Source organism: Pygmaiobacter massiliensis (assembly GCF_900199435.1).
Classification (GTDB): Bacteria; Bacillota; Clostridia; order Oscillospirales; family Ruminococcaceae; genus Pygmaiobacter; species Pygmaiobacter massiliensis.
Window position 1 is genome coordinate 348,462 of sequence record NZ_OAML01000003.1, and the last position, 18,937, is coordinate 367,398.

General features: G+C 50.4%; 21 protein-coding genes and 1 other annotated feature. Of the genes, 12 read left to right on the forward strand and 9 right to left on the reverse strand.

The features are described from left to right. Positions 1-33 precede the first annotated feature (33 nt). Complete coding sequence (gene murI, locus C1A11_RS06245; RefSeq protein WP_102049637.1) at positions 34-840, reverse strand: glutamate racemase; 807 nt, start codon at positions 838-840, stop codon at positions 34-36. Then, complete coding sequence (locus C1A11_RS06250) at positions 833-1,918, reverse strand: D-alanine--D-alanine ligase family protein (RefSeq protein ID WP_102049638.1); 1,086 nt, start codon at positions 1,916-1,918, stop codon at positions 833-835. Before C1A11_RS06250 ends, murI begins: the two co-directional genes overlap by 8 nt. A 325-nt stretch (positions 1,919-2,243) precedes the next feature. Between C1A11_RS06250 and rpmG the strand changes: the two genes are divergently transcribed. The 8 genes from rpmG to C1A11_RS06290 all read left to right on the forward strand — a co-directional run bounded on the left by rpmG (position 2,244) and on the right by C1A11_RS06290 (position 6,076). After that, positions 2,244-2,393 (forward strand): 50S ribosomal protein L33, encoded by a 150-nt coding sequence (rpmG, locus tag C1A11_RS06255; protein WP_102049639.1) that lies wholly within the window; start codon positions 2,244-2,246, stop codon positions 2,391-2,393. A gap of 15 nt (positions 2,394-2,408) precedes the next feature. After that, on the forward strand, positions 2,409-2,651 hold the full coding sequence (secE, locus tag C1A11_RS06260) for a preprotein translocase subunit SecE (protein WP_102049640.1): 243 nt from the start codon (positions 2,409-2,411) through the stop codon (positions 2,649-2,651). Between the two features lie 54 nt (positions 2,652-2,705). Further along, complete coding sequence (gene nusG, locus C1A11_RS06265; RefSeq protein WP_102049641.1) at positions 2,706-3,224, forward strand: transcription termination/antitermination protein NusG; 519 nt, start codon at positions 2,706-2,708, stop codon at positions 3,222-3,224. Between the two features lie 120 nt (positions 3,225-3,344). Further along, positions 3,345-3,770, forward strand: a complete 426-nt coding sequence (gene rplK, locus C1A11_RS06270; RefSeq protein WP_102049642.1) for a 50S ribosomal protein L11 — start codon at positions 3,345-3,347, stop codon at positions 3,768-3,770. A 54-nt stretch (positions 3,771-3,824) separates the two neighbouring features. Further along, positions 3,825-4,520 (forward strand): 50S ribosomal protein L1, encoded by a 696-nt coding sequence (gene rplA / locus C1A11_RS06275; protein WP_102049643.1) that lies wholly within the window; start codon positions 3,825-3,827, stop codon positions 4,518-4,520. Positions 4,521-4,573: 53 nt separating this feature from the next. Next, positions 4,574-4,717, forward strand: a sequence feature (ribosomal protein L10 leader region). Between the two features lie 32 nt (positions 4,718-4,749). Next, positions 4,750-5,256, forward strand: a complete 507-nt coding sequence (rplJ, locus tag C1A11_RS06280; protein ID WP_102049644.1) for a 50S ribosomal protein L10 — start codon at positions 4,750-4,752, stop codon at positions 5,254-5,256. 56 nt (positions 5,257-5,312) lie between these two features. After that, a complete protein-coding gene (rplL, locus tag C1A11_RS06285) occupies positions 5,313-5,684 on the forward strand; it encodes a 50S ribosomal protein L7/L12 (protein WP_102049645.1) in 372 nt (123 codons plus the stop codon). Positions 5,685-5,890: 206 nt separating this feature from the next. Next, complete coding sequence (locus tag C1A11_RS06290; protein WP_102049646.1) at positions 5,891-6,076, forward strand: hypothetical protein; 186 nt, start codon at positions 5,891-5,893, stop codon at positions 6,074-6,076. Between the two features lie 229 nt (positions 6,077-6,305). Here the strand turns inward: C1A11_RS06290 and C1A11_RS06295 are convergent, their stop codons facing one another. The 5 genes from C1A11_RS06295 to C1A11_RS06315 all read right to left on the reverse strand — a co-directional run bounded on the left by C1A11_RS06295 (position 6,306) and on the right by C1A11_RS06315 (position 12,717). Next, entirely contained in the window at positions 6,306-7,640 is a 1,335-nt protein-coding gene (locus C1A11_RS06295) for an APC family permease (RefSeq protein WP_102049647.1), read from the reverse strand. A 40-nt stretch (positions 7,641-7,680) separates the two neighbouring features. Further along, positions 7,681-8,712 carry an aldose epimerase family protein gene (locus tag C1A11_RS06300; RefSeq protein ID WP_102049648.1) on the reverse strand — a complete coding sequence of 344 codons (1,032 nt, stop codon included), beginning with the start codon at positions 8,710-8,712 and terminating at the stop codon, positions 7,681-7,683. A gap of 220 nt (positions 8,713-8,932) precedes the next feature. Further along, complete coding sequence (locus tag C1A11_RS06305) at positions 8,933-10,003, reverse strand: DUF3048 domain-containing protein (protein ID WP_102049649.1); 1,071 nt, start codon at positions 10,001-10,003, stop codon at positions 8,933-8,935. Between the two features lie 148 nt (positions 10,004-10,151). Beyond that, positions 10,152-11,273, reverse strand: coding sequence for a DUF3048 domain-containing protein (locus C1A11_RS06310; protein ID WP_102049650.1), 1,122 nt, complete (start codon positions 11,271-11,273; stop codon positions 10,152-10,154). A 229-nt stretch (positions 11,274-11,502) separates the two neighbouring features. Then, on the reverse strand, positions 11,503-12,717 hold the full coding sequence (locus tag C1A11_RS06315) for a DUF3048 domain-containing protein (RefSeq protein WP_102049651.1): 1,215 nt from the start codon (positions 12,715-12,717) through the stop codon (positions 11,503-11,505). A gap of 374 nt (positions 12,718-13,091) precedes the next feature. Between C1A11_RS06315 and C1A11_RS06320 the strand changes: the two genes are divergently transcribed. The 4 genes from C1A11_RS06320 (at position 13,092) to C1A11_RS06335 (ending at position 17,324) form a co-directional block, all read left to right on the forward strand. Further along, positions 13,092-14,051 (forward strand): hypothetical protein, encoded by a 960-nt coding sequence (locus C1A11_RS06320; protein WP_102049652.1) that lies wholly within the window; start codon positions 13,092-13,094, stop codon positions 14,049-14,051. A gap of 645 nt (positions 14,052-14,696) precedes the next feature. After that, positions 14,697-15,629 (forward strand): cysteine synthase A, encoded by a 933-nt coding sequence (cysK, locus tag C1A11_RS06325; RefSeq protein WP_102049653.1) that lies wholly within the window; start codon positions 14,697-14,699, stop codon positions 15,627-15,629. 121 nt (positions 15,630-15,750) lie between these two features. Beyond that, positions 15,751-16,815 carry a tRNA 2-thiouridine(34) synthase MnmA gene (gene mnmA, locus C1A11_RS06330; RefSeq protein WP_102051014.1) on the forward strand — a complete coding sequence of 355 codons (1,065 nt, stop codon included), beginning with the start codon at positions 15,751-15,753 and terminating at the stop codon, positions 16,813-16,815. Between the two features lie 80 nt (positions 16,816-16,895). Next, positions 16,896-17,324 (forward strand): RrF2 family transcriptional regulator, encoded by a 429-nt coding sequence (locus C1A11_RS06335; RefSeq protein ID WP_102049654.1) that lies wholly within the window; start codon positions 16,896-16,898, stop codon positions 17,322-17,324. Between the two features lie 187 nt (positions 17,325-17,511). Here the strand turns inward: C1A11_RS06335 and bilS are convergent, their stop codons facing one another. Next, a complete protein-coding gene (gene bilS / locus C1A11_RS06340) occupies positions 17,512-18,024 on the reverse strand; it encodes a flavodoxin family protein BilS (protein ID WP_102051015.1) in 513 nt (170 codons plus the stop codon). A gap of 236 nt (positions 18,025-18,260) precedes the next feature. Further along, positions 18,261-18,803 (reverse strand): CarD family transcriptional regulator, encoded by a 543-nt coding sequence (locus tag C1A11_RS06345; RefSeq protein ID WP_102049655.1) that lies wholly within the window; start codon positions 18,801-18,803, stop codon positions 18,261-18,263. Between the last annotated feature and the right edge of the window lie 134 nt (positions 18,804-18,937).

The following is an 18,937-nucleotide window of genomic DNA, read 5'->3' on the forward strand; positions in this document are numbered from 1 at the left end:
GGGTCGCAATAAGTGCCCGGCCTTTGTTGCATGTTAAAAACGCACCTGTTCTACCGGACCTTCCAGCCCTTCACCGAGGAACAGCTTGCCGATTTCCCAGAAGCTGTCGGGTGAATCACTGACGTAAAACGAGAGACTACCGCCTTCGGTTTTCTCCGAAAGCATATCCTCTGTCCCGAGGTGCTGATGCACACAGTGCGCACCCTCCCGGCCGGAATTGATCAGTGTGACATCGGGACCCATCACATCGCCAATAATATCGGTGATGATCGGGTAGTGGGTGCAGCCCAGAATCAAGGTGTCGACACCGGCTTCTTTCAGCGGTGCGAGGTATTCTTTTGCAAGTGTAGTGGTGATGAGATCGTCGCGTGCAATCCGCCCGGCCTCGATAACCGGCACAAAAAGCGGGCAGGCGATTGCCGTAATTTCAGCATCCGGACGAAGCGTCTGAATGAACTTAGCATAGCTGCCGCTGTTCACCGTGGCTTTGGTGCCGATGATGCCAATGCGTCCGCTCTGGCTTGCCTGTGCAGCAGCCTGTGCTGTCGCGCCAACTACGCCGAGATAAGGCACCGACAATTTAGCGGCGCGCTCGGCGGGGTAGGTAGAAGAAACGGTGCCGCAGGCCGCAAGGATATATTTGACATTTTTAGAAAGTAAAAACCAGATATCTTCTTCGGCATACCGCATAATTGTTTCGCGGCTGCGATTGCCATAAGGGATGCGCGCGGTATCGCCAAAATATACGATGTCTTCGCCGGGCAGCAGGGTGGCAAGTTCTTTTACCGCGGTAAGCCCGCCGAGACCGGAATCAAAAACGCCGATTGGCCGATTATCCATGTGCAGCTTCCTTTCGCTCCAGCGCCAGCGCGATTAGCCGGTCGAGCAGCGCAGCATAAGTAAGTCCGGTGTCCATCATCAGTTTGGGGTACATGCTGATGTCGGTAAAACCGGGCAAGGTGTTGATTTCGTTCAGCAGCACTTTGCCGGTGCCGCGCTCTACAAAAAAGTCAGCGCGTGCAAGGCCGGTGCAGCAAAGGGTTTTATAAGCACGCACTGCCGCAGCCTGCACTTCCAGCAGCTTCTCTTCCGAAAGCTGTGCCGGAATTGCGACGCGGGAGGTGCCCGCAAGATATTTGTCTTCGTAGTCGTAGAACTCTTTGCTGGCAAGAATTTCGCCGGGCAGGGTAGAGGTAACGACGCGGTTGCCGCAGACGGCACACTCTACTTCGTGTGCGTCAACAAAACGCTCAAACAGCACGCGGTCATCGTGTTGTAATGCAAGCTCGATTGCGGCTTTCAGCACAGCTTTGTCGTGTGCTTTGGTAATGCCTACACTGCTGCCAGCGTTGGCGGGTTTTACAAAAATAGGATAGCCAAGCTTTGCGGCAAGGCGTGCCTCAAGAGCATCAAAATCTGCTTCATCACCGGCAAGGATGTAATCCCATTCGCAGCGAGCGATGCCAGCGGCGTCCATTACAAGGTCCGCGATGATTTTATCCATGCAAACAGCACTGCCCAGTACACCGCAGCCCACGTAGGGAATCTGCGCCATTTCCAAAAGGCCCTGGATGGTCCCGTCTTCGCCGCCTTTGCCATGCAGCACTGGGAACACTGCGTCAACGCGTTCGGTGACAGCGGTGCCGTCTTTCAGCGTGACAATGCCATGGATGGTGGGGTCCGGGCTGAGAAAGGCGGAAGCAAGATGCGCTTCATCTTTTTCCCACTCGCCGGTACGCAGCGCGGCGACATCGCCGGTATAGCGCAGCCAGCGGCCCGCTTTGGTGATGCCGAGCATCACAATATCGTAATGTTCACGGTCAAGGTTGGTCAGCACCGAGGTGGCCGAAAGCAGCGAGACCTCGTGTTCACTGGAGATACCGCCGAAGACGACGCAGAGCTTCATTTTAGTTTCCATTGGAACACCCTCCTTACGGGCTGGGAACCGCCGTGCAGCGGCCCATATTACCATACTATAATATATATATCAAAAGCGTTGCAATGATATATCATAACATATTAGGCCGGTAAAAGAAAGATGCAAGGTTCGCAATTTTATGGAAAACACAAAAAGTTAAAGCAAATAACTTGACGGCCCGTCCGCTTTATGGTATATTAGTTGTACCTCTTTTTGCAGGTCTATTTTTTTGTGCCTGTTTTTAGAGGGAGGCCATCTCCTTAAAATCACTCGCCTGAGAGGTTTTTTGGAGGCTATACGAACCGTTTAATGGAGGTGCCGAAGAATGAGAGTCAAAATCACACTTGCTTGCACAGAGTGCAAACAGCGCAATTACAACACCATGAAAAACAAGAAGAACAGCCCTGACCGGCTGGAGATGAACAAGTATTGCCGCTTCTGCAAGAAACACACTCTTCACAGAGAAACAAAGTAAGAAAGGCGGAGAAACATGGCTGAGAATGCTGTTAAAAAAGAGAAAAAGCCCAGCAAAATCATTGGCTTTTTCAAGGGCATCGGCAAATATTTCCGCGACGTTGTTACCGAAATGAAGAAGATTGTATGGCCCAGCAAAAAGCAGGTCATCAACAACACCCTCGTGGTTATCGCGGTGGTTGTTGTCGCAGGTCTTTTCATTTTTGGTCTCGACTCCCTGTTTGGCTTGGTACTTAAATTCGTTCTGCAGCGCGCATAACGTTTTTAACACGCAGGTTCAAACTTACTCGTCTATGTGAAAGGGGGATATGTCATGGCAGAGGAAGCATGCTGGTATGTTGTGCATACCTATTCCGGCTATGAGAACAAGGTTGCAACAAATCTGGAAACGCTGGTGGAAAATCGCCGGCTGCATGACTTGATTCAGGAAATCAAGATTCCGACCGAAATCGTCCCCGAAATCAAAGACGGCGTCAAACGCGAGGTTGAGCGTAAACTCTTCCCGGGTTATGTGCTCGTCAAAATGGTCATGACAGATGATTCCTGGTATGTCGTGCGCAACACGCGCGGCGTCACCGGCTTTGTAGGCCCGTCCTCGAAGCCTGTGCCCCTCACCGAAGAAGAGGTAGCAGCCCTGGGTGTAGAAACCCGCGAAGCTGCCATCGATTACAAGGTGGGCGAAAATGTCGAGGTCACCAGTGGTCCGCTCGAAGGCTTTATCGGCGTGGTCGAGGCTATCGATATGGATGCACAGAAGGTCAAGGTCAAGGTTTCCATGTTCGGCCGCGAAACCGCAGCAGAGCTGGAACTGGTACAGGTGAAACCCCTGTAAGTTCGATTTATTTTGTTAAAGGCCGTTTTTGCGGTTTTTATATGGGTGGCCTCGCCGCCCGTGGGAGGGCAGAGAAGGTCTTTGTCCGCAACGAACCACAATTTTTTGGAGGTGCAAACTATGGCTCAGAAGGTAACGGGGTATATTAAACTCCAAATCCCCGCCGGTAAAGCAACACCGGCCCCGCCTGTTGGTCCGGCACTCGGTCAGCACGGCGTCAACATCATGTCTTTTACTAAGGAATTCAACGAGCGCACTCAGAAAGATATCGGCTACATCATTCCGGTCGTTATCACTGTTTATGCAGACCGTTCTTTCTCCTTTATCACCAAAACTCCTCCGGCACCCGTGCTAATCAAAAAAGCGCTGGGTATCGAGTCCGGTTCCGGTGTACCCAACAAGACTAAAGTCGCAACCATCACCAAGGATCAGCTTCGCGAGATCGCTAAGATCAAAATGCCCGACTTGAACGCTGCCGACGAAGAATCTGCGATGAGCATGATCGCAGGCACCTGCCGCAGCATGGGCGTTACCGTTGCCGACTAATTGGACATTCGCCATTAGTGGGAGGAACTTTCCGATACACCACAGGAGGATAATATGAAACATGGTAAAAACTATGTCGAGAGCGTAAAGCTTGTCGACCGTACAAAAAACTATGACAGCGAAGAGGCTTTGGCACTTTGCTGCCAGACTGCAAAAGCTAAATTCGACGAGACCATCGAGCTGCACGTCCGCCTGGGCGTTGACAGCCGTCACGCAGACCAGCAGGTTCGCGGTGCAGTTGTTCTGCCCCACGGCACTGGTAAAGACGTCCGCGTTATCGTTATCGCTAAAGGCGACGCTGCAAAAGCTGCAGAAGAAGCCGGCGCTATGATGGTTGGCGACGAAGAGCTTGCAAGCAAAATTCAGAACGAAGGCTTCGTTGATTTCGACGTTCTGATCACCACCCCGAACATGATGGGCGTTGTCGGCCGTCTCGGTAAAGTGCTCGGCCCCCGTGGCTTGATGCCGAACCCGAAGGCTGGTACCGTTACCATGGACGTGGGCAGAGCTGTTGCAGAAGCAAAAGCTGGTAAAATCGAGTATCGTCTTGATAAAGCCAACATCATTCACGTGCCCATCGGCAAAGCTTCTTTCGGCGCTGAGAAACTCGGCGAGAACTTGAAGACTGTTATGGACGCTATCGTGAAAGCGAAGCCGGCCGCTGCAAAAGGTCAGTACATCAAAAGTGCTACCGTTGCTGCAACCATGGGCCCTGGCATTCGCCTGAACAGCCTGAAATTCGGCGGCTAATTTGCCGCTGCACGCACTCTTTAAAAATTATTTGACAAATCTCGTGAAAACGAGTATAATAATTAAGCTGTCCAAAGACAGCAGGTATTCGTAAGAATATAAAGGGATATCCCGCCTGCCGAGGAGTGCGTACAAATTACCGTAAGGTTTTTCTGTCCCTCCACGTCTGTGCGTGGAGGGACTTTTTGTTTGTGAATACGAACGTAAATTTGAAATGAGGTGAAAAATTTTGCCCAGCCAGAAAATTCTTTCCGAGAAACAGGCTTACGTTGAGGCCCTTAAAGCCAAACTCGATAGCTCCGTTGCAGGCGTTGTTGTTGACTACAAGGGTATCTCCGTTGCAAACGACACCAAACTTCGCCGCGCACTGCGTGAAGCTAACGTTGAGTATGCTGTTGTGAAAAACACCATGCTGCGTTTGGCTCTGGAAGGTAAAGGCTACACCGAGCTGGAGAAAACCCTCGAAGGTACCACCGCTATTGCGATCTCCCATGAGGATCCTCTCGTTGCTGCAAAGATTCTCTGCAAATATGCAGAGGAGTCCAAAGGTGCATTTACCGTTAAAGCCGGCTACATGGACGGCGCTGAGATGAGCGCTGCCGAAGTTGAGGCAATCGCGAAACTCCCCGGCAAGCAGGAACTGCTCTCTATGCTGTGTTCTGCTCTCCAGGGCAACATCCGTGGCCTTGCTGTTGCTCTTAATGCTATCGCAGAGAAGAGCGAAGAAGTCGCTTAATCGAACCCGATAAGCGCAAAAAAAATTAAAAAATTACTTTATGGAGGTAAATAAAAATGGCTTCTGAGAAAATCACCAATTTCGTTGAAGAAATCAAGACCCTTACCGTTCTCGAGCTGAACGAGCTGGTCAAAGCTATCGAAGAGGAGTTCGGCGTTTCCGCTGCTGCTCCCGTTGTTGTTGCAGGCGGCGCTGCTGCTCCCGCTGCAGAGGAGAAAACCGAGTTTGACGTTGTTCTGACTGCCGCTGGCGACAGCAAAATGGGCGTCATCAAAGCTGTTAAAGAGATGACCGGTCTTGGCCTGAAAGAGGCAAAAGATCTCGTTGACAACGCTCCCAAGACCCTCAAAGAGGCTGCTTCTAAAGCAGACGCTGAGGAAATGAAGAAGAAACTTGAAGAGCTCGGCGCTAAAGTCGAACTGAAATAAGTTCTTTTAAAACCTCAAAAAACCGCTGTGTTTATCACAGCGGTTTTTTATTTTACTTGTTCGCTCAAAAATCACGCCATACTGCAAAGATCTTTATGAACGATTGGATTTTTGCCCCAAAGCAGGTATAATAAAAGTATTCTTTTGCACTTAGTATTTCATGGGGCAGCGTTTCGTGCCGAAGCCCGCAAGAAAGGGGACTTTTTATGCAGGACCAATATCCGAATAATCATAACAGCACCATTATTAACAAAACCGTGAAAAACGGCATTGGCTTTGGCAGCTGTTTGGCGATGGTCATTTCCTATACCACATGGCAGTCTGTCGGTTGGGCGATTGTTCATGGGCTGTTTGGGTGGCTATACGTTTTGTATTTTATGATTAAATATTAACTATTTGGCACCTGAGTTTCTGCTTTTTCTCTGCTTTCTCAGATAAAAGTGTACTGCACGGCAGAAACCCCTACGCTCCAGGTGGTTTTCTATTCTACTTATAACCTAACTGAGCAATCCATCCAAAGCTTGTCCTAAAGCAAAAGATCTATAAAAAACGGCAGTCACGATTCAGTGACTGCCGTTTTATTTTTAGGCAATACCCAAAGAGCAAACGCCTTAGAGTAGTTTATTTGTTGATGTTCTCGCGATTCTTGTGGAAGAAAACGAGTGCTGCAATTACAACGATTGCGCAAATGACCAGATACAGCGGGAACAGTTTGTTCTGGAAACCGCCAATCAGCACAATCAGAGAGCCAACACAGGCGAGCACAGGGCTAACATAGCCGTAGAACTTGTTGGTGATGCGGCCCTGTTTGCAGAGCTTGATGACCGACAGATAAAGCGGAATGAACAGCAGGTAGTGCACAACGATAGCAATTTCGGAAATATCGCTGCCGGGAAGCAGGTCGAACTTCATGGAAAGGAAGTGTACACACCACCAGAAAAGCATACCAACCAGCATAACGACGGTGCTGCCAACAGGCATGCCGCCGAGTTTTTCGTTCTCTTTGGTCAGGTAGTCTTTTGCAGGCATCATGCCGCGCAGGCCCAGTGCGTAGGGCAGGCGCATACCGCCAAGGATAAGGCCATTAGAGGTACCAAGTACCGAGATGATAACAAAGATAACCATCAGTTTAGCGCCAATCGGTCCAAACAGAGTGGTAGCAGCCATCTCTACGTGTGCGTCGCCAAGTGCAAGAATCTGCTCCGGGCCAACCAGTGCGGAAATACCTACAAAGTAAGCAATATAGACCGCAAGAATCATGATGGGGGAGAGAATCATAGCACGGGGAAGATTCTTTTTGCTGTCTTTAATCTCGCCGCAGATGGATGTTGCGATAACCCAGCCGTCAAAAGCAAAAGCGATGGGAACAATGGCGGCAAACAAGCCGGCAGCACCCACAGAGGTCGGGTTGGCAAGGAAAGCAGCCGGGACATCGCCCCAAATCAGGCCAGCTACAGCAATCAACACCAGCGGAATCAGCTTAATCAGGAAAGCTGCGCTCTGGAACAGGCCGCCCAGCTTGGCAGAAAGAACGTTCATGACCCACAGCAGAATCATTGCAGCGCCGCCGAACAGCATCTGGTTGGTGAGAGTACCTTCCCAGCCGAAAAGGCCGCAGGCATACACGCCTGCCACCCAGCTGACAACAACAGCCAGAGTGGGGTAGTAAAGGAAAGACTCAAACCAGCCAAGTGCACAGGCAAGTTTGGGGGAAGAGAACTCGTTTGCATAGGTCAGCAGGCCGCCCGGTTCATCGGTAAGCAGTGCCAGCTGGCTGAGCGAAAGCGAGCCAAAAATAATAGCGATAGCCGCAACACAGAAGACAATTACGCCGTCGCGCACGTTGCCGCCGGTAAAAGCAAGCACGTTATCACTTTTAAAGAAGATGCCGGAACCGATAACGATACCGACAATCATGGCAACAGCGGTAAGTAGGTTATATTTGCGTTCTTTCATAGATCATTCTCCAAAGGACACCAACCTTTGGATTTCCTCCTCATTTAATAAATTCGTAAATAGTGCGCTCGTGATAAAGACCGCCTGCCCGCACAATGGGTTTTTCAAAAGCAGGGCAGTTCATTGAATTAGGAAAGTACTGTGTTTCTAAACAGACTGCCTCGCGCGGGGCAATCGTTTTTTCGCCTTTCACCAACGGCGGGCTTTGCAAAAAGTTTGCAGTGTAAAGCTGCAGCCCGGGGCAGGTGGTGACACAACGCATCCGGATTCCTGTTTGGTCGCCGCAAAGCTCAGCAACCGTGGCAAGCTCGCCGGAAGCCTTGTCCAGTACAAAGTTATGGTCGTAACCGTGGCCCAAAGCAAGTTGCTCGTCGCACGCATCAAGGTCAGCTCCAATTTGTTTTGCGGTGCAAAAGTCAAAAGGGGTGCCCGCTACGTCACGGATTTCGCCCGTGGGCAGTGCGTCAGCATCAATGGGGGTAAAGCGGCTTGCTGCAAGCCATAAACGGTGCTGCAGTACCGAGCCGCCGCCATTTAGATTAAAATAGCTGTGGTTGGTCAGGTTAATGACCGTATCACGCGTAGAAGTAGCCTGATAGTCCAGCGAAAGCGCGCCCTCATCCGAAAGCGTGTAGGTCGCTTGAAGCGTAACCTCACCGGGGAAACCCTCTTCGCCATCCGGGCTGACACAACGCAGCACAAGACAGTTTGGTGCAGGCTGTTCCGCAGCGAACATCTTTTGGTCAAAGCCATGCAGGCCGCCGTGAAGCTGCTTGGCACCCTCGTTTGCGGTAACGGGCCAACGCTTACCGTCGATTTCGATAAAAGCACCGCCCAAACGGTTTGCGTGCCGCCCGACCAACGCGCCGAGATAAGCATCGCAGGCCTCGTAGCCACTTATGTCGTCGAACCCGGCGACAACATCTACAGGACCATCTGGACAGGGGACAAGAATGCTTTGAATGATTGCGCCCCGGTCCAGCACACCGACAGTGATGCCACTGCGACTTTCTAACGTATAGCGGGTAACAGGCAAGCCCTCTTTCGTCACCCCGAAAGCAGTTGCGGACATCGGATATCCCCTCCTTATCGCCGAGGTACAAGCCAGCTACCTTCAAATCAATTTGAAGGTAGCGACGCGTCGGCAAAACAAATTTTGTAGAAACAAAAATAATGTACCATTATTTAGTTTACTAGTTTAAAGTGCTAACGTCAAATAGAAAAAAATGTGAAATAAAAAAACAGCAATCTGCACAAGGCAAAAATGCTGTTTTTTATAGTTGTTACTACAATTACCCAGAGATAACAGTGCCATCGGCTGTTACAGTACCGCGCATGTCATTACCGATTAACGCAATATAGCTTTTGCCGGGGTTTACCGAAAGCTTACCACCCGAAGTGGTTTTCAGCACGAGAGGAGCGTCCGGCTCGCCCTTGGTCCACTTGATGGCCATCCATTTTCCGTCAGTGACATACCAGCCATCGCCGCCGGAAAGGTCAAACTCCAGCTGGAAGCCATCTTTCTTCAAAGAGACATTGCTTGAAAGCACAATGATGTTTTTGAAAGCAAGCTGTGCGCCATTGTTTGCATCTGTGTGCGGGATGCCGAACTGGCTCTGCAGGTAGGTACCGCTGGCACCATCATAAGCAAATGCGCTGTCTGCATAGTTTGAGAAATTGAACGAGAAAGCTGCTGCGTTGCCGCCATTGGGCACAACGGGCTGGCTGGTAGAAAACTCAAAAAGCGGTTTCAGCGTACCGGTGACCGGCAAGGTGCCGATTTTATCAATGCCCTGCTGCATCAGAGCGGCATTGGTGTACCAGCAGTGCTCGCTGCTTTTGCTGGCACGACGTGCGTCATCAAATGCAAAAGCGTTGGTGCCAAGGTAGTAGCCGTCAATGTCCTGATACTTATAGTAGTTCAGCAGGCTATTGGCATAACTGCTGCCGCCAATGTGAGCGAACAGAGCGTTCATCGGCAGAACAAACTGAACATGCTGATCCCGTGCAGAGCGCACAGGGCCAACAGTAGGCATTGCTTTATAATCGGTAAACACCGCGAGCAGGCGGGTGATGCCGCCCTCGGTGGCAGCCTCAAAAACCACATCCGCCGAAGAGATGCCAGACTGTGGCAGCGCCTCGCGCAGATTGTCTATCATTACCGCCGCCGGACGCTGACCATCCGGGACGTTAGGATCCTTAGCAAGCCCTGTTAAAGGATTGTAATCATATACCTCAATGGGTTGTGGGGTGGCCTCGGGTTGCTGACCGGAGCCGGAGGCAGAATCGCCTTGCTTGCCGCAACCGGCAAACAGAGCTGCCGAGAGTGCAAAACAAAGCAAAAGCGAAAGAGTACGTTTCATGAAAATATCCCCCCATCAAATAGGAGCGCAGTGTGCGCAGAGTCGCAGGGCCGTCGGCAAAAAGCCAAGGCTCTTTTACAATTATACCGTCTGTTGAAATATGAAGCAACAGAAATCGAAGAAAAAAACCAGCAGATAAATGGAAATATTACGAGTTTTTGCTCAATGCTTCAGAAGAAGCAGAATCCGGTAGAGTAAGCGGGTTATCCGCCCCGATGGTAAGCGAAGAAAACTGGTCTAACCCCACCACAGCAATGTAGCTTTTGCCGGGGTTGATTTCAATTTCTTCTTCGTCACCTTCTGCGCTGACAATGCGCAGCGGACTTTCCGGAGTGCCTTTCATCCAGCGTACAGGCTCGTAGTTGCCACCGCACAGGTAATACCCGATACCGCCGAAAGAATAGTCTACGTTCATCAAAACACCGTCTGGGCGGGGGGAGATGTTGGTAAACAGAATAAGAACATTATTAAAGGCCAGTTGCTCGCCGGTGGCCGCATCAATCTGCGGCTCTCCGAATTCGGACTTCAGGTATTTGCCCGAAGAAGGCTCGTAGGTGAAATCGCTGTAATAGCTTGCGGAGAACTGGATGTGTGCGCTGGATGCCCCGGAAAGCGGCAGCATACGTGCATTTTCTTTATAAGAGCGGAAGCGGAAAATAGCCTCTGGCTCACCTTCAGCGTCCAGCTTATATTTGCGGATGCCGTTTTGAATTAGCTCGCTGCTCGTGTACCAGCAGTGTTCAATATCTTTTGTTTTGTGCCGCTCTTCGTCGAGCCAGAACACGGTATCTCGTACCGCAGTAGGGTTGCCGTCGATGCTTTTATCCGCATAATGATAAGTTTCAAGCATATCGCGTGCAAAGGTAGAAGCACCGATATGAACGTACAAGGCGTTAAGCGGAAGCATCATCTGGATGTGCTGGTCACGCGCAGAGCGCACAGGGCCAATATACCCCCCAGCTTTTGAGAGGTCAGAGTAAACTGCCATCATGCGGGTGATGCCGCCCTCAGTTACCATCTCGTAAATGAGGTCAGCCCCTGCGATGCCGGACTGGGGCAGCGATTCCTTGATGTTGTTGATCATGACGGCGACAGGGCGTTGGCCGTAAGGATAGCCACCGTCTTTCTCCAACCCGGTAAGCGGGTTGGGGTTGTACTCCGGCAATACTTCGGGCCGTGCCGGCACGCTGTTAGCGGCCGCGTTGCCACAGCCCACAAGAGCACCGCAAAACAAAGTTGCGGCGAGCAGCAAAGCAAGGGTTCGTTTCATGGCAGAGTCCTTTCTATAATGAAATCGTAAGCCGGCCAACGGGCTTGTCCAATGGCAAAACGGACGCAAACACTGTAAGACACACCAAAGCCGGCAGTTAAGATAAGCGAATAGAACTAGTATCTCCTATCTGCATTAAAAAACCGGAATAATGGTGTCGAATAGCGAATTTTGCGCGGCTTGATAAAAATCCCCCGCGTTGCCGCGGAGGATTTAAATTGAAAAGTGTTTATTCAGCTACTTTTTCCGCAGCAGCGTCGGAAGCGGCAGCATCCGGGTTTGCAGCGGGGGCCGAGATAGAAGCATCTGTCTCGGGTCCGGTGTATTCAAACTTTTCGTACTCATCCAGGTCAACGATGCCAACATAAGAAGTGCCCGGGTTAATCTTCAAAGAGGTGCTGCCAGACTCGTCTGTAAACCGCAGAACTTCATTGGTTGCGCCTTTGAACCAGCGGATTTTCTCACATTTGCCATTGTTGAAATAATAGCCAAGGCCGCCAAAGGTGTAATCGACTTTCTGATAGTCGGGGTCACCTTTGTCATTGCCGTTTTTATCGAGGTTGCCGCCCGGGTAGGGGTAAGCAGAAATGTCTGCAAACAGAACAAAGACGTTGTTAAAGCCAACCTGCTCTTTATCGTTTTCATCGACAGTGGGGGTAACACCTCGGGCAGAGCTGTACTGGCTCATCATGTACTTGCTGGTGGCAGTGTCATAATCAAAATAGGTACGGTAGCTCTGAGAGTGGGTGATGCCAATCGAGGTTGCTGTTTCACCGCCCAGTGCACGAACCGGCTCGTTGTAGTTTACAAAGTCAAAGATGGGGCTGGTGAGCTCACGGTCCATATCAATGCCTTTTTTGTCTACATATTTTTGCAGCCATTCGCTGTTGGTGTATGCCGTGTGTTCCTGCGCAAAACCTTGGTTCCGGCGATTCTGGTCCCAATAGGTAATGGTGGTGTCGTTGCCGTCCACGTTGAGGTCACCGTAATCAGCATCGTCGATATACTGCTGAGTGATACCGCTGCGGCCAATGTGTACGTAAAGCGGCTGGAACGGCATGATGACACGGAAGAACTGGTCACGTGCAGAACGAACAGGGCCAATATCGGGCAGGTTCTCATAATCCTCAAACAAGCCCATAAAACGAGTGATGCCACCCTCAACCTTGCTTTCGTAAAGAACCTTTGCCTCGTTAAGGCCGCGCTGCGGGCGGCACTGCTGAATGTTGTTAATCATAATCGCAACCGGGCGACCACCGTTAAAGCCAGCAGGCTTCTCACGGCCGGTAAGCGGGTCGGGATCATATACGGGGGTGGGCTCCGGCGTCGGTTCGGCGCTGGCTGCAGGGGTGGTAGTAGAGCCAGAAGGCTTGCTGCCGCCGCACGCAGTAAATGCGGTAAGGGTAAGTGCTAAGGCCAGCACCAAGGCAAACACACGTTTCATAAGAAAAGTCTCCTTATAATTTACTTATTTTACTATATCTTAGATGGCAGATTTTGTAAAGGTCGAAAGCGCATAAACCTTACGGGCGAAAATCTACAAAAATTACATTTTTTTGCCGATTTACCGTTTTCTTTTTCGGTTGAATTGAGAGAAATAATGCCCGTAAAATAAAGTAATACAGCCAAAAAAGCGAGTTCGTCCTATTCTGCAAAACCACTCAATGAAACGTTTTTGCAAAGCGTTTGATTTCACTAAAAAACCGTTTCTAACAGAAATTTCACATTTCAAACGGACAGTTTTTAAGCTGAATCACGTAATTGCCCCCAAGAGCAAAACATGGTATTCTGAAATAAAACCGAAAGGCAGGTGGCGTAATGTTACAACAGCAAGAGCGGCAAATAGCCGCTCCGGCGTGTCAGCCAAAGCTGCCTTTTGAACAAAACCTACGGCTGCGCAGAAAAATTGCAATTGGCCTTTGCTGTGCAGCATTGCCTGTGGTGTTACTGTTCGGATATGCCGCGGCAAAAAATACAGAGATGCTGAAGCACTTGCAGACGCAAGCCTGGGAGCAGGTGTTTCTCGATACACAGGCGATGCCTTGGGTGCAAAAAAGTGTGCCAGAGAAGCAATATGCAGAGGCCTTGCGCCTTGCCCATGCCGGGAAAACACAAGAGGCGCTGGTGCAGGCAGAACAGCTGACTAACCTTGCCGAAGCAAAAGAGCTGGCATGGATGCTGCGGCGCTACCATGCCGCGGAGCAAGCCACCGACCTGCAGCAGCGGCATGACCAATTTGGCGCACTGGGTGAATTTTTGGATAGTGCAGAACGAAAAAAAGAAACGGAAACCGCTCTGCTGCAAGCCGCTTGGACAGCACTAAACACCAAAGAGTATTGGAAAGCCGAAGAGATGTTTGCCAGTATAGATATAGAAGAGGCCGAGGTAGGGCTTACGCTTGCCGGGGCAGGGCGTACCCTTGCGGATGCGGCTGCCGGTGGCACGCAAAGCCAAAAAGCATTAAAAAAGACGCTGGAGGTGCTGCGCCAAGCAGAGCAGCAAGGGTACGAAGTGGGTCAGATTTGCCTGCAAGATTCTGCCGCGAAATCATTTTTACACGGAAGCTGGACTGCTGCCACCGGTGAAACACTACGGGTGGATTGTGTTGCGAATACTTTTTTGCTTGAGCCAGCCTCGGAAGGAGATGAATTTTTCTTCCACAAGCAGGGGCTGGAAGATGCGCTCGGAGCGCTCGTCGCCGCTTGGAATTACCGTAGTGTCGACGAAATAGAGATTACCGTAAGCGGAACCACACTGGTTTATTTTCGCGATTTATAAAAATCAGCCGCATTGCCTGGCTTGATAAACTGATTAAAAAGCATGAATTGTTGGTAACCTGTGTGTTGCTATAAAATAATCGAGAACCAAAGGCAGATACCAATTAGGGTGTCTGCCTTTGGTTTTTAAGATCATGTCTTTGCATCCTTGCCAAAGCAGTGCTTCCGGTTTGCGCCGTTCCTTACAGTAGATGTATCTATAACCGGACAAGCTTACCACAAAAGCCGCGCGAACAAGCAGGAAAATGGAAAGCTGCTGTTTTGCAAGCGCTTTGCTTTAGAAATATTTATAACGCGATAAATAAAAAACTGAAAATCGAAAGCTTTCATCTGAGAATCAGCAATTCTTGAAAAGTTACGTTGCCGGAAAAAAAACAGAAAAATAAATAGTAACCTATTGACATAGTATGTTAGTGGGTTTATAATAACAACATCCTAAAATAAACACCAATGCACCGACCCAGTAGTGGTGGGCGAGCCCAAGCACTTTTGAATAAAGTGCAGAGCGGGAACCGGCGCAGGTATTAAAGGAGAAGCTGATATGCAAATCATAAGAGCAGCCGGGGTGGTTTTCCGATGTTGAACCCGGCAAGAGTTCGCAAGCCTACACAACATCGAATCCACTTATGATAAAGGAGAGTCTATTATGGCACGTATTTATACTTCGGCTGATCAATTGATTGGAAACACCCCGCTTCTAGAGCTGACACATATTGAAAAAGAGCTTGACCTTAAAGCAAAGATTTTTGCAAAACTGGAATATTTCAACCCGGCAGGTTCGGTGAAGGACCGCATTGCCAAAGCGATGCTCGACGATGCCGAAGCAACCGGCAAGCTAAAACCGGGCACCGTCATTATTGAGCCTACTTCCGGCAACACGGGTATCGGGCTTGCATCGGTGGCTGCGGCGAGAGGATATCGCATTATCATCGTCATGCCCGAAACCATGTCGGTAGAACGCCGCCAGCTGATGAAAGCTTATGGCGCAGAACTGGTGCTGACCGACGGCACACTGGGTATGAAAGGGGCCATTGCCAAAGCAAACGAGCTGGCAAAGGAACTGCCCGATGCGTTTGTACCCGGCCAGTTTGAAAACCCCGCAAACCCGAAAGCGCACTTTACTACCACGGGCCCCGAAATTTGGAATGACACCGACGGCAAGGTCGACTATTTTGTCGCAGGTATCGGCACCGGCGGTACCGTCACAGGCGTGGGCGAATATCTCAAATCCAAAAATCCCGCTGTTAAAGTGGTAGCAGTGGAACCTGCCGATTCCGCAGTGCTTTCTCACGGTAAGCCTGGCCCGCACAAAATCCAGGGCATCGGCGCCGGTTTTGTGCCAGATGTGCTGAATACCGGCATCTATGACGAAATCATCACTGTCACCAACGAGGATGCTTTTGCCATCGGTAAAAAGGTAGGCAGCCGCGAAGGTGTGCTGGTTGGTATTTCTTCGGGCGCAGCAGTATGGGCCGCCATCGAGCTGGCCAAGCGCCCGGAAAATGAAGGAAAGCAAATTGTGGTTCTGCTGCCAGACACCGGGGATAGATACCTTTCCACGGCGCTTTTTGCAGACTAAGAAAAATAATCGGCAGTGCCTTACCGTGCTGCCGATTTTTTTGCCGAATAAACGAAAAATGAAATTCAACTTTTATAGCGTAAAAAGCCGATGAGATGCAAGAAAGGAAAGCAGGATGTCGATGAAAAAAGCAATGATTGCAATGAGCGGCGGTGTAGATTCCAGCGTTTCCGCCTATCTTACAAAAAAACAGGGGTACGACTGCGTGGGCGTAACGATGCGGCTGTACGAAAATGCAGATGCCGGGCTTTGCAGCGACCGTACCTGTTGCTCGCTACAGGATGTCGCCGACGCACGCAGCGTCGCCTTTCGGCTCGGGATGCCCTACTATGTGCTCAATTTCACGCAGGACTTCCGCACCGCAGTGATTGGTCGTTTTGTGGAGGCGTACCTGCATGGCGCCACCCCGAACCCCTGCATCGACTGCAACCGCTATATGAAATTTGAAAAGCTGATGCGCCGCGCAAAAGAGCTGGACTGCGATATTGTCGTAACCGGGCACTACGCGCGGGTGGAGGAGCAAGACGGCAAGTATCTACTGAAAAAAGCAGTGGACGAAACCAAGGACCAAAGCTATGTTTTGTATGACCTTACCCAGCAACAGCTTGCACACATTCGCTTTCCGCTGGGGGAGATGCACAAAACCGAAACCCGCAAAATTGCAGAAGAGCAAGGTTTTATCAACGCCAAAAAGCGGGATAGCCAGGATATTTGTTTTGTACCCGATGGGGACTATGCCAAAGTAATTGCCCTGCACACCGGCGAAACCTGCCCACAGGGAAACTTTGTGGACAGCGAGGGTAATGTGCTCGGCCGGCACAAAGGCATTATTCATTACACCATAGGTCAGCGCAAAGGGCTGGGCATTGCCGCAGCGCAGCCGCTTTATGTTTCGGCCATAGACCTGCAAAGCAACACAGTGGTGCTCGGCAGCGATGCTTCGCTTTATTCGAGCAAGCTTATCGCGGAGCGGTTCCACTGGATTTCGGGCGAGGTGCCGCACGAGCCACTGCGGCTGAAAGCGAAAATACGCTATCGGCACAAGGAGCAATGGGCGACGGTTTGGCCCATTGGCACAGAAAACGCAGAGATTGTATTTGACGAGCCGCAGCGGGCCATTACAAAGGGGCAGGCTGTGGTGCTGTATGACGGTGATATTGTGGTAGGCGGCGGCATCATCTGCTGACCGTTGATTCCCGCAGGGCAAAACAGTATAATAGGACAATAGAAATGAAGAGGCGGCCGGAGCCGCGCAGGAGGCAAGCAATGATGATTTCTACCAGAGGAAGATACGCACTACGGGTGATGATTGACCTCGCAGAGCATCGCGGGCAAGGGTTTGTGCCGCTTAAGGCCATTGCCACACGTCAAGAAATTTCGCAAAAATATCTGGAAAGCATCACTGCCATTCTTTCTAAAGCGGGGCTTGTGGAAGGTATGCATGGCAAGGGTGGTGGTTACCGACTTTGCCACGCGCCAGAGGATTACCGTGTGGGGGATATTCTGCGGCTTACGGAGGGCAGCCTTGCTCCGGTTGCCTGCTTAGAGCAAAACGCAACACCTTGTGCCCGGGCGGCAGAGTGCCGCACCCTGCCGATGTGGGCGCGGCTGGACGCAATGATAAACGAATTTTTCGACGGGATTACACTGTCTGAACTGATTGGACAGCCGACCGGCGGAGATTATGTAATTTGAAATAGGCGAATAGCTATTCACTTGGATTAAGACGCTCGTAAAGCCGCCCCAAGCCCCGATGCATTAAAAGGGCCCTCGCGTACCCTTTTAGAAAGTAAAAACAAAGCCTTGAGCCCTCTAAATGAGGCTCAAGGCTTTTGTTGTATAGCTTACAGTATTTGGCTTCCGATTTTATAGAAAACTTTCGCTATTTTTCAGAAAGCGCGTACATTTCTTTTGCCCATGACCGTACCGCGTGCAGGTCTTCATCATCCGGGTGAGACAGTGCCCGGTCAAAGTTTTCCACATTTACTTGCAGTTTGGTGTCATCAGGATGTGCGGTCATGAGCGCAACATACCGCTCGCGCACACTCATAGGCATTTTACCTTGGCAGTAAAAGTGCCCGAGCAACTGATTGCCCTCTGGAATGACGGTGACTACTCGCTGCCACAGCTGTTCGTAATAAGCAGGCGAACCGCCAAACCCTGCGGTTCCGAAATAGGCAATCTTTTTATTTTGCAAGCTGTGCAGCAGGTCGCTCACGGCTGCATCGCAGTTGCCCTTGTCTGTCCAGGAGCCAATAAAATAAAGTTCGGCATCTGACGGGGGTGTGCCTGCGTCGCAGAAAATAACTTCTTGCTGTGGCAGAGCAGCGCGGATAGTTTCGGCCAGCAGCTTGGTGTTACCGGTTTTAGATGCATAAACAATTGCAGTTTTCATTTTGTTTCTCCCATCGGCAGCAGTGCGCTGCTCAGAGGCTGAGCAAGGGCAGTGCTTTGTTGAAATATCATATAAGATACGCGGGTTGCAAGCAGATGTCAAGCTCCAGCGAATCACGGAAAAACAAAACAGCGGCACGGCAAAACTGCCATACCGCTGCAAAATCGAAAAAAAGGCCCAAACATCCAACAGCAATTGCAAGCTAAAAGCGAAACGCAAAATTCCGCTGGGCTCTGTTAGATGTAGTCGCCCACTGCTTTTTTAGATGCTTTGTTATCTTCGATTCCCAAACGTTCGAGAATAAGGGGTAAAACGTCTTCTTGTTTGATCTTCAGCACATAGGCAAATTCGTCATAGAGCAGTTTTTCTGCTTCTTTTAAAAAGCGTTCGTCTGAAATCCGGGGTTTCCGCCCATCGGCTTTCAGTTGCTGCTGATGCGCGAAAATCGCTTTAATCATGCCAATCAGCGGGGCGCGGTCTCCATCAGTAAGTGCGTGGCGATACAGGTCCTGCCGCGCTGCCTCAGGTTCCACCCATAAAGTGTCGACGGCGGGCATTCCGTCAATGAGCGCGTAAATCTCCTCTGGGGTCAGCAAAGGACGGATTTTTTCTGCAAGCCGCGGGCTGTCTGTGGGCACATACACCAGTGAATTTGCAGTAAATGCCGGAGCAAGCACATAATAAACGCGCGGTTCCTTTGCAAGCGTTTTGCGCTGGATATCGACCAACGTGCAAATGCCGTTTTCGCCGTAGATAAAGCTGTCACCGATAGCAAACATGATAGTCTCCTTTCGCTAAAAAAAGAAAACATGTAGCACGCTGAAACTGGACTTATGTCCCGCAAAGCGAACTACACGTTTAGCATCTATTATATTATACCACGTTATTGCAAGGGGATTCAAATGGGTATTTT

Bases quoted from the DNA above. Each gene is read 5' to 3' on its own strand.
- rplA (WP_102049643.1), top strand. From the start codon at position 3,825: ATGAAACATGGTAAAAACTATGTCGAGAGCGTAAAGCTTGTCGACCGT.
- rplK (WP_102049642.1), top strand. From the start codon at position 3,345: ATGGCTCAGAAGGTAACGGGGTATATTAAACTCCAAATCCCCGCCGGT.
- cysK (WP_102049653.1), top strand. From the start codon at position 14,697: ATGGCACGTATTTATACTTCGGCTGATCAATTGATTGGAAACACCCCG.
- murI (WP_102049637.1), bottom strand. From the start codon at position 840: ATGGATAATCGGCCAATCGGCGTTTTTGATTCCGGTCTCGGCGGGCTT.
- C1A11_RS06305 (WP_102049649.1), bottom strand. From the start codon at position 10,003: ATGAAACGTACTCTTTCGCTTTTGCTTTGTTTTGCACTCTCGGCAGCT.
- C1A11_RS06250 (WP_102049638.1), bottom strand. From the start codon at position 1,918: ATGGAAACTAAAATGAAGCTCTGCGTCGTCTTCGGCGGTATCTCCAGT.
- C1A11_RS06295 (WP_102049647.1), bottom strand. From the start codon at position 7,640: ATGAAAGAACGCAAATATAACCTACTTACCGCTGTTGCCATGATTGTC.
- C1A11_RS06290 (WP_102049646.1), top strand. From the start codon at position 5,891: ATGCAGGACCAATATCCGAATAATCATAACAGCACCATTATTAACAAA.
- secE (WP_102049640.1), top strand. From the start codon at position 2,409: ATGGCTGAGAATGCTGTTAAAAAAGAGAAAAAGCCCAGCAAAATCATT.
- C1A11_RS06335 (WP_102049654.1), top strand. From the start codon at position 16,896: ATGATGATTTCTACCAGAGGAAGATACGCACTACGGGTGATGATTGAC.
- mnmA (WP_102051014.1), top strand. From the start codon at position 15,751: ATGAAAAAAGCAATGATTGCAATGAGCGGCGGTGTAGATTCCAGCGTT.
- C1A11_RS06320 (WP_102049652.1), top strand. From the start codon at position 13,092: ATGTTACAACAGCAAGAGCGGCAAATAGCCGCTCCGGCGTGTCAGCCA.
- rplL (WP_102049645.1), top strand. From the start codon at position 5,313: ATGGCTTCTGAGAAAATCACCAATTTCGTTGAAGAAATCAAGACCCTT.
- C1A11_RS06345 (WP_102049655.1), bottom strand. From the start codon at position 18,803: ATGTTTGCTATCGGTGACAGCTTTATCTACGGCGAAAACGGCATTTGC.
- nusG (WP_102049641.1), top strand. From the start codon at position 2,706: ATGGCAGAGGAAGCATGCTGGTATGTTGTGCATACCTATTCCGGCTAT.
- bilS (WP_102051015.1), bottom strand. From the start codon at position 18,024: ATGAAAACTGCAATTGTTTATGCATCTAAAACCGGTAACACCAAGCTG.
- C1A11_RS06315 (WP_102049651.1), bottom strand. From the start codon at position 12,717: ATGAAACGTGTGTTTGCCTTGGTGCTGGCCTTAGCACTTACCCTTACC.
- rpmG (WP_102049639.1), top strand. From the start codon at position 2,244: ATGAGAGTCAAAATCACACTTGCTTGCACAGAGTGCAAACAGCGCAAT.
- C1A11_RS06310 (WP_102049650.1), bottom strand. From the start codon at position 11,273: ATGAAACGAACCCTTGCTTTGCTGCTCGCCGCAACTTTGTTTTGCGGT.
- C1A11_RS06300 (WP_102049648.1), bottom strand. From the start codon at position 8,712: ATGTCCGCAACTGCTTTCGGGGTGACGAAAGAGGGCTTGCCTGTTACC.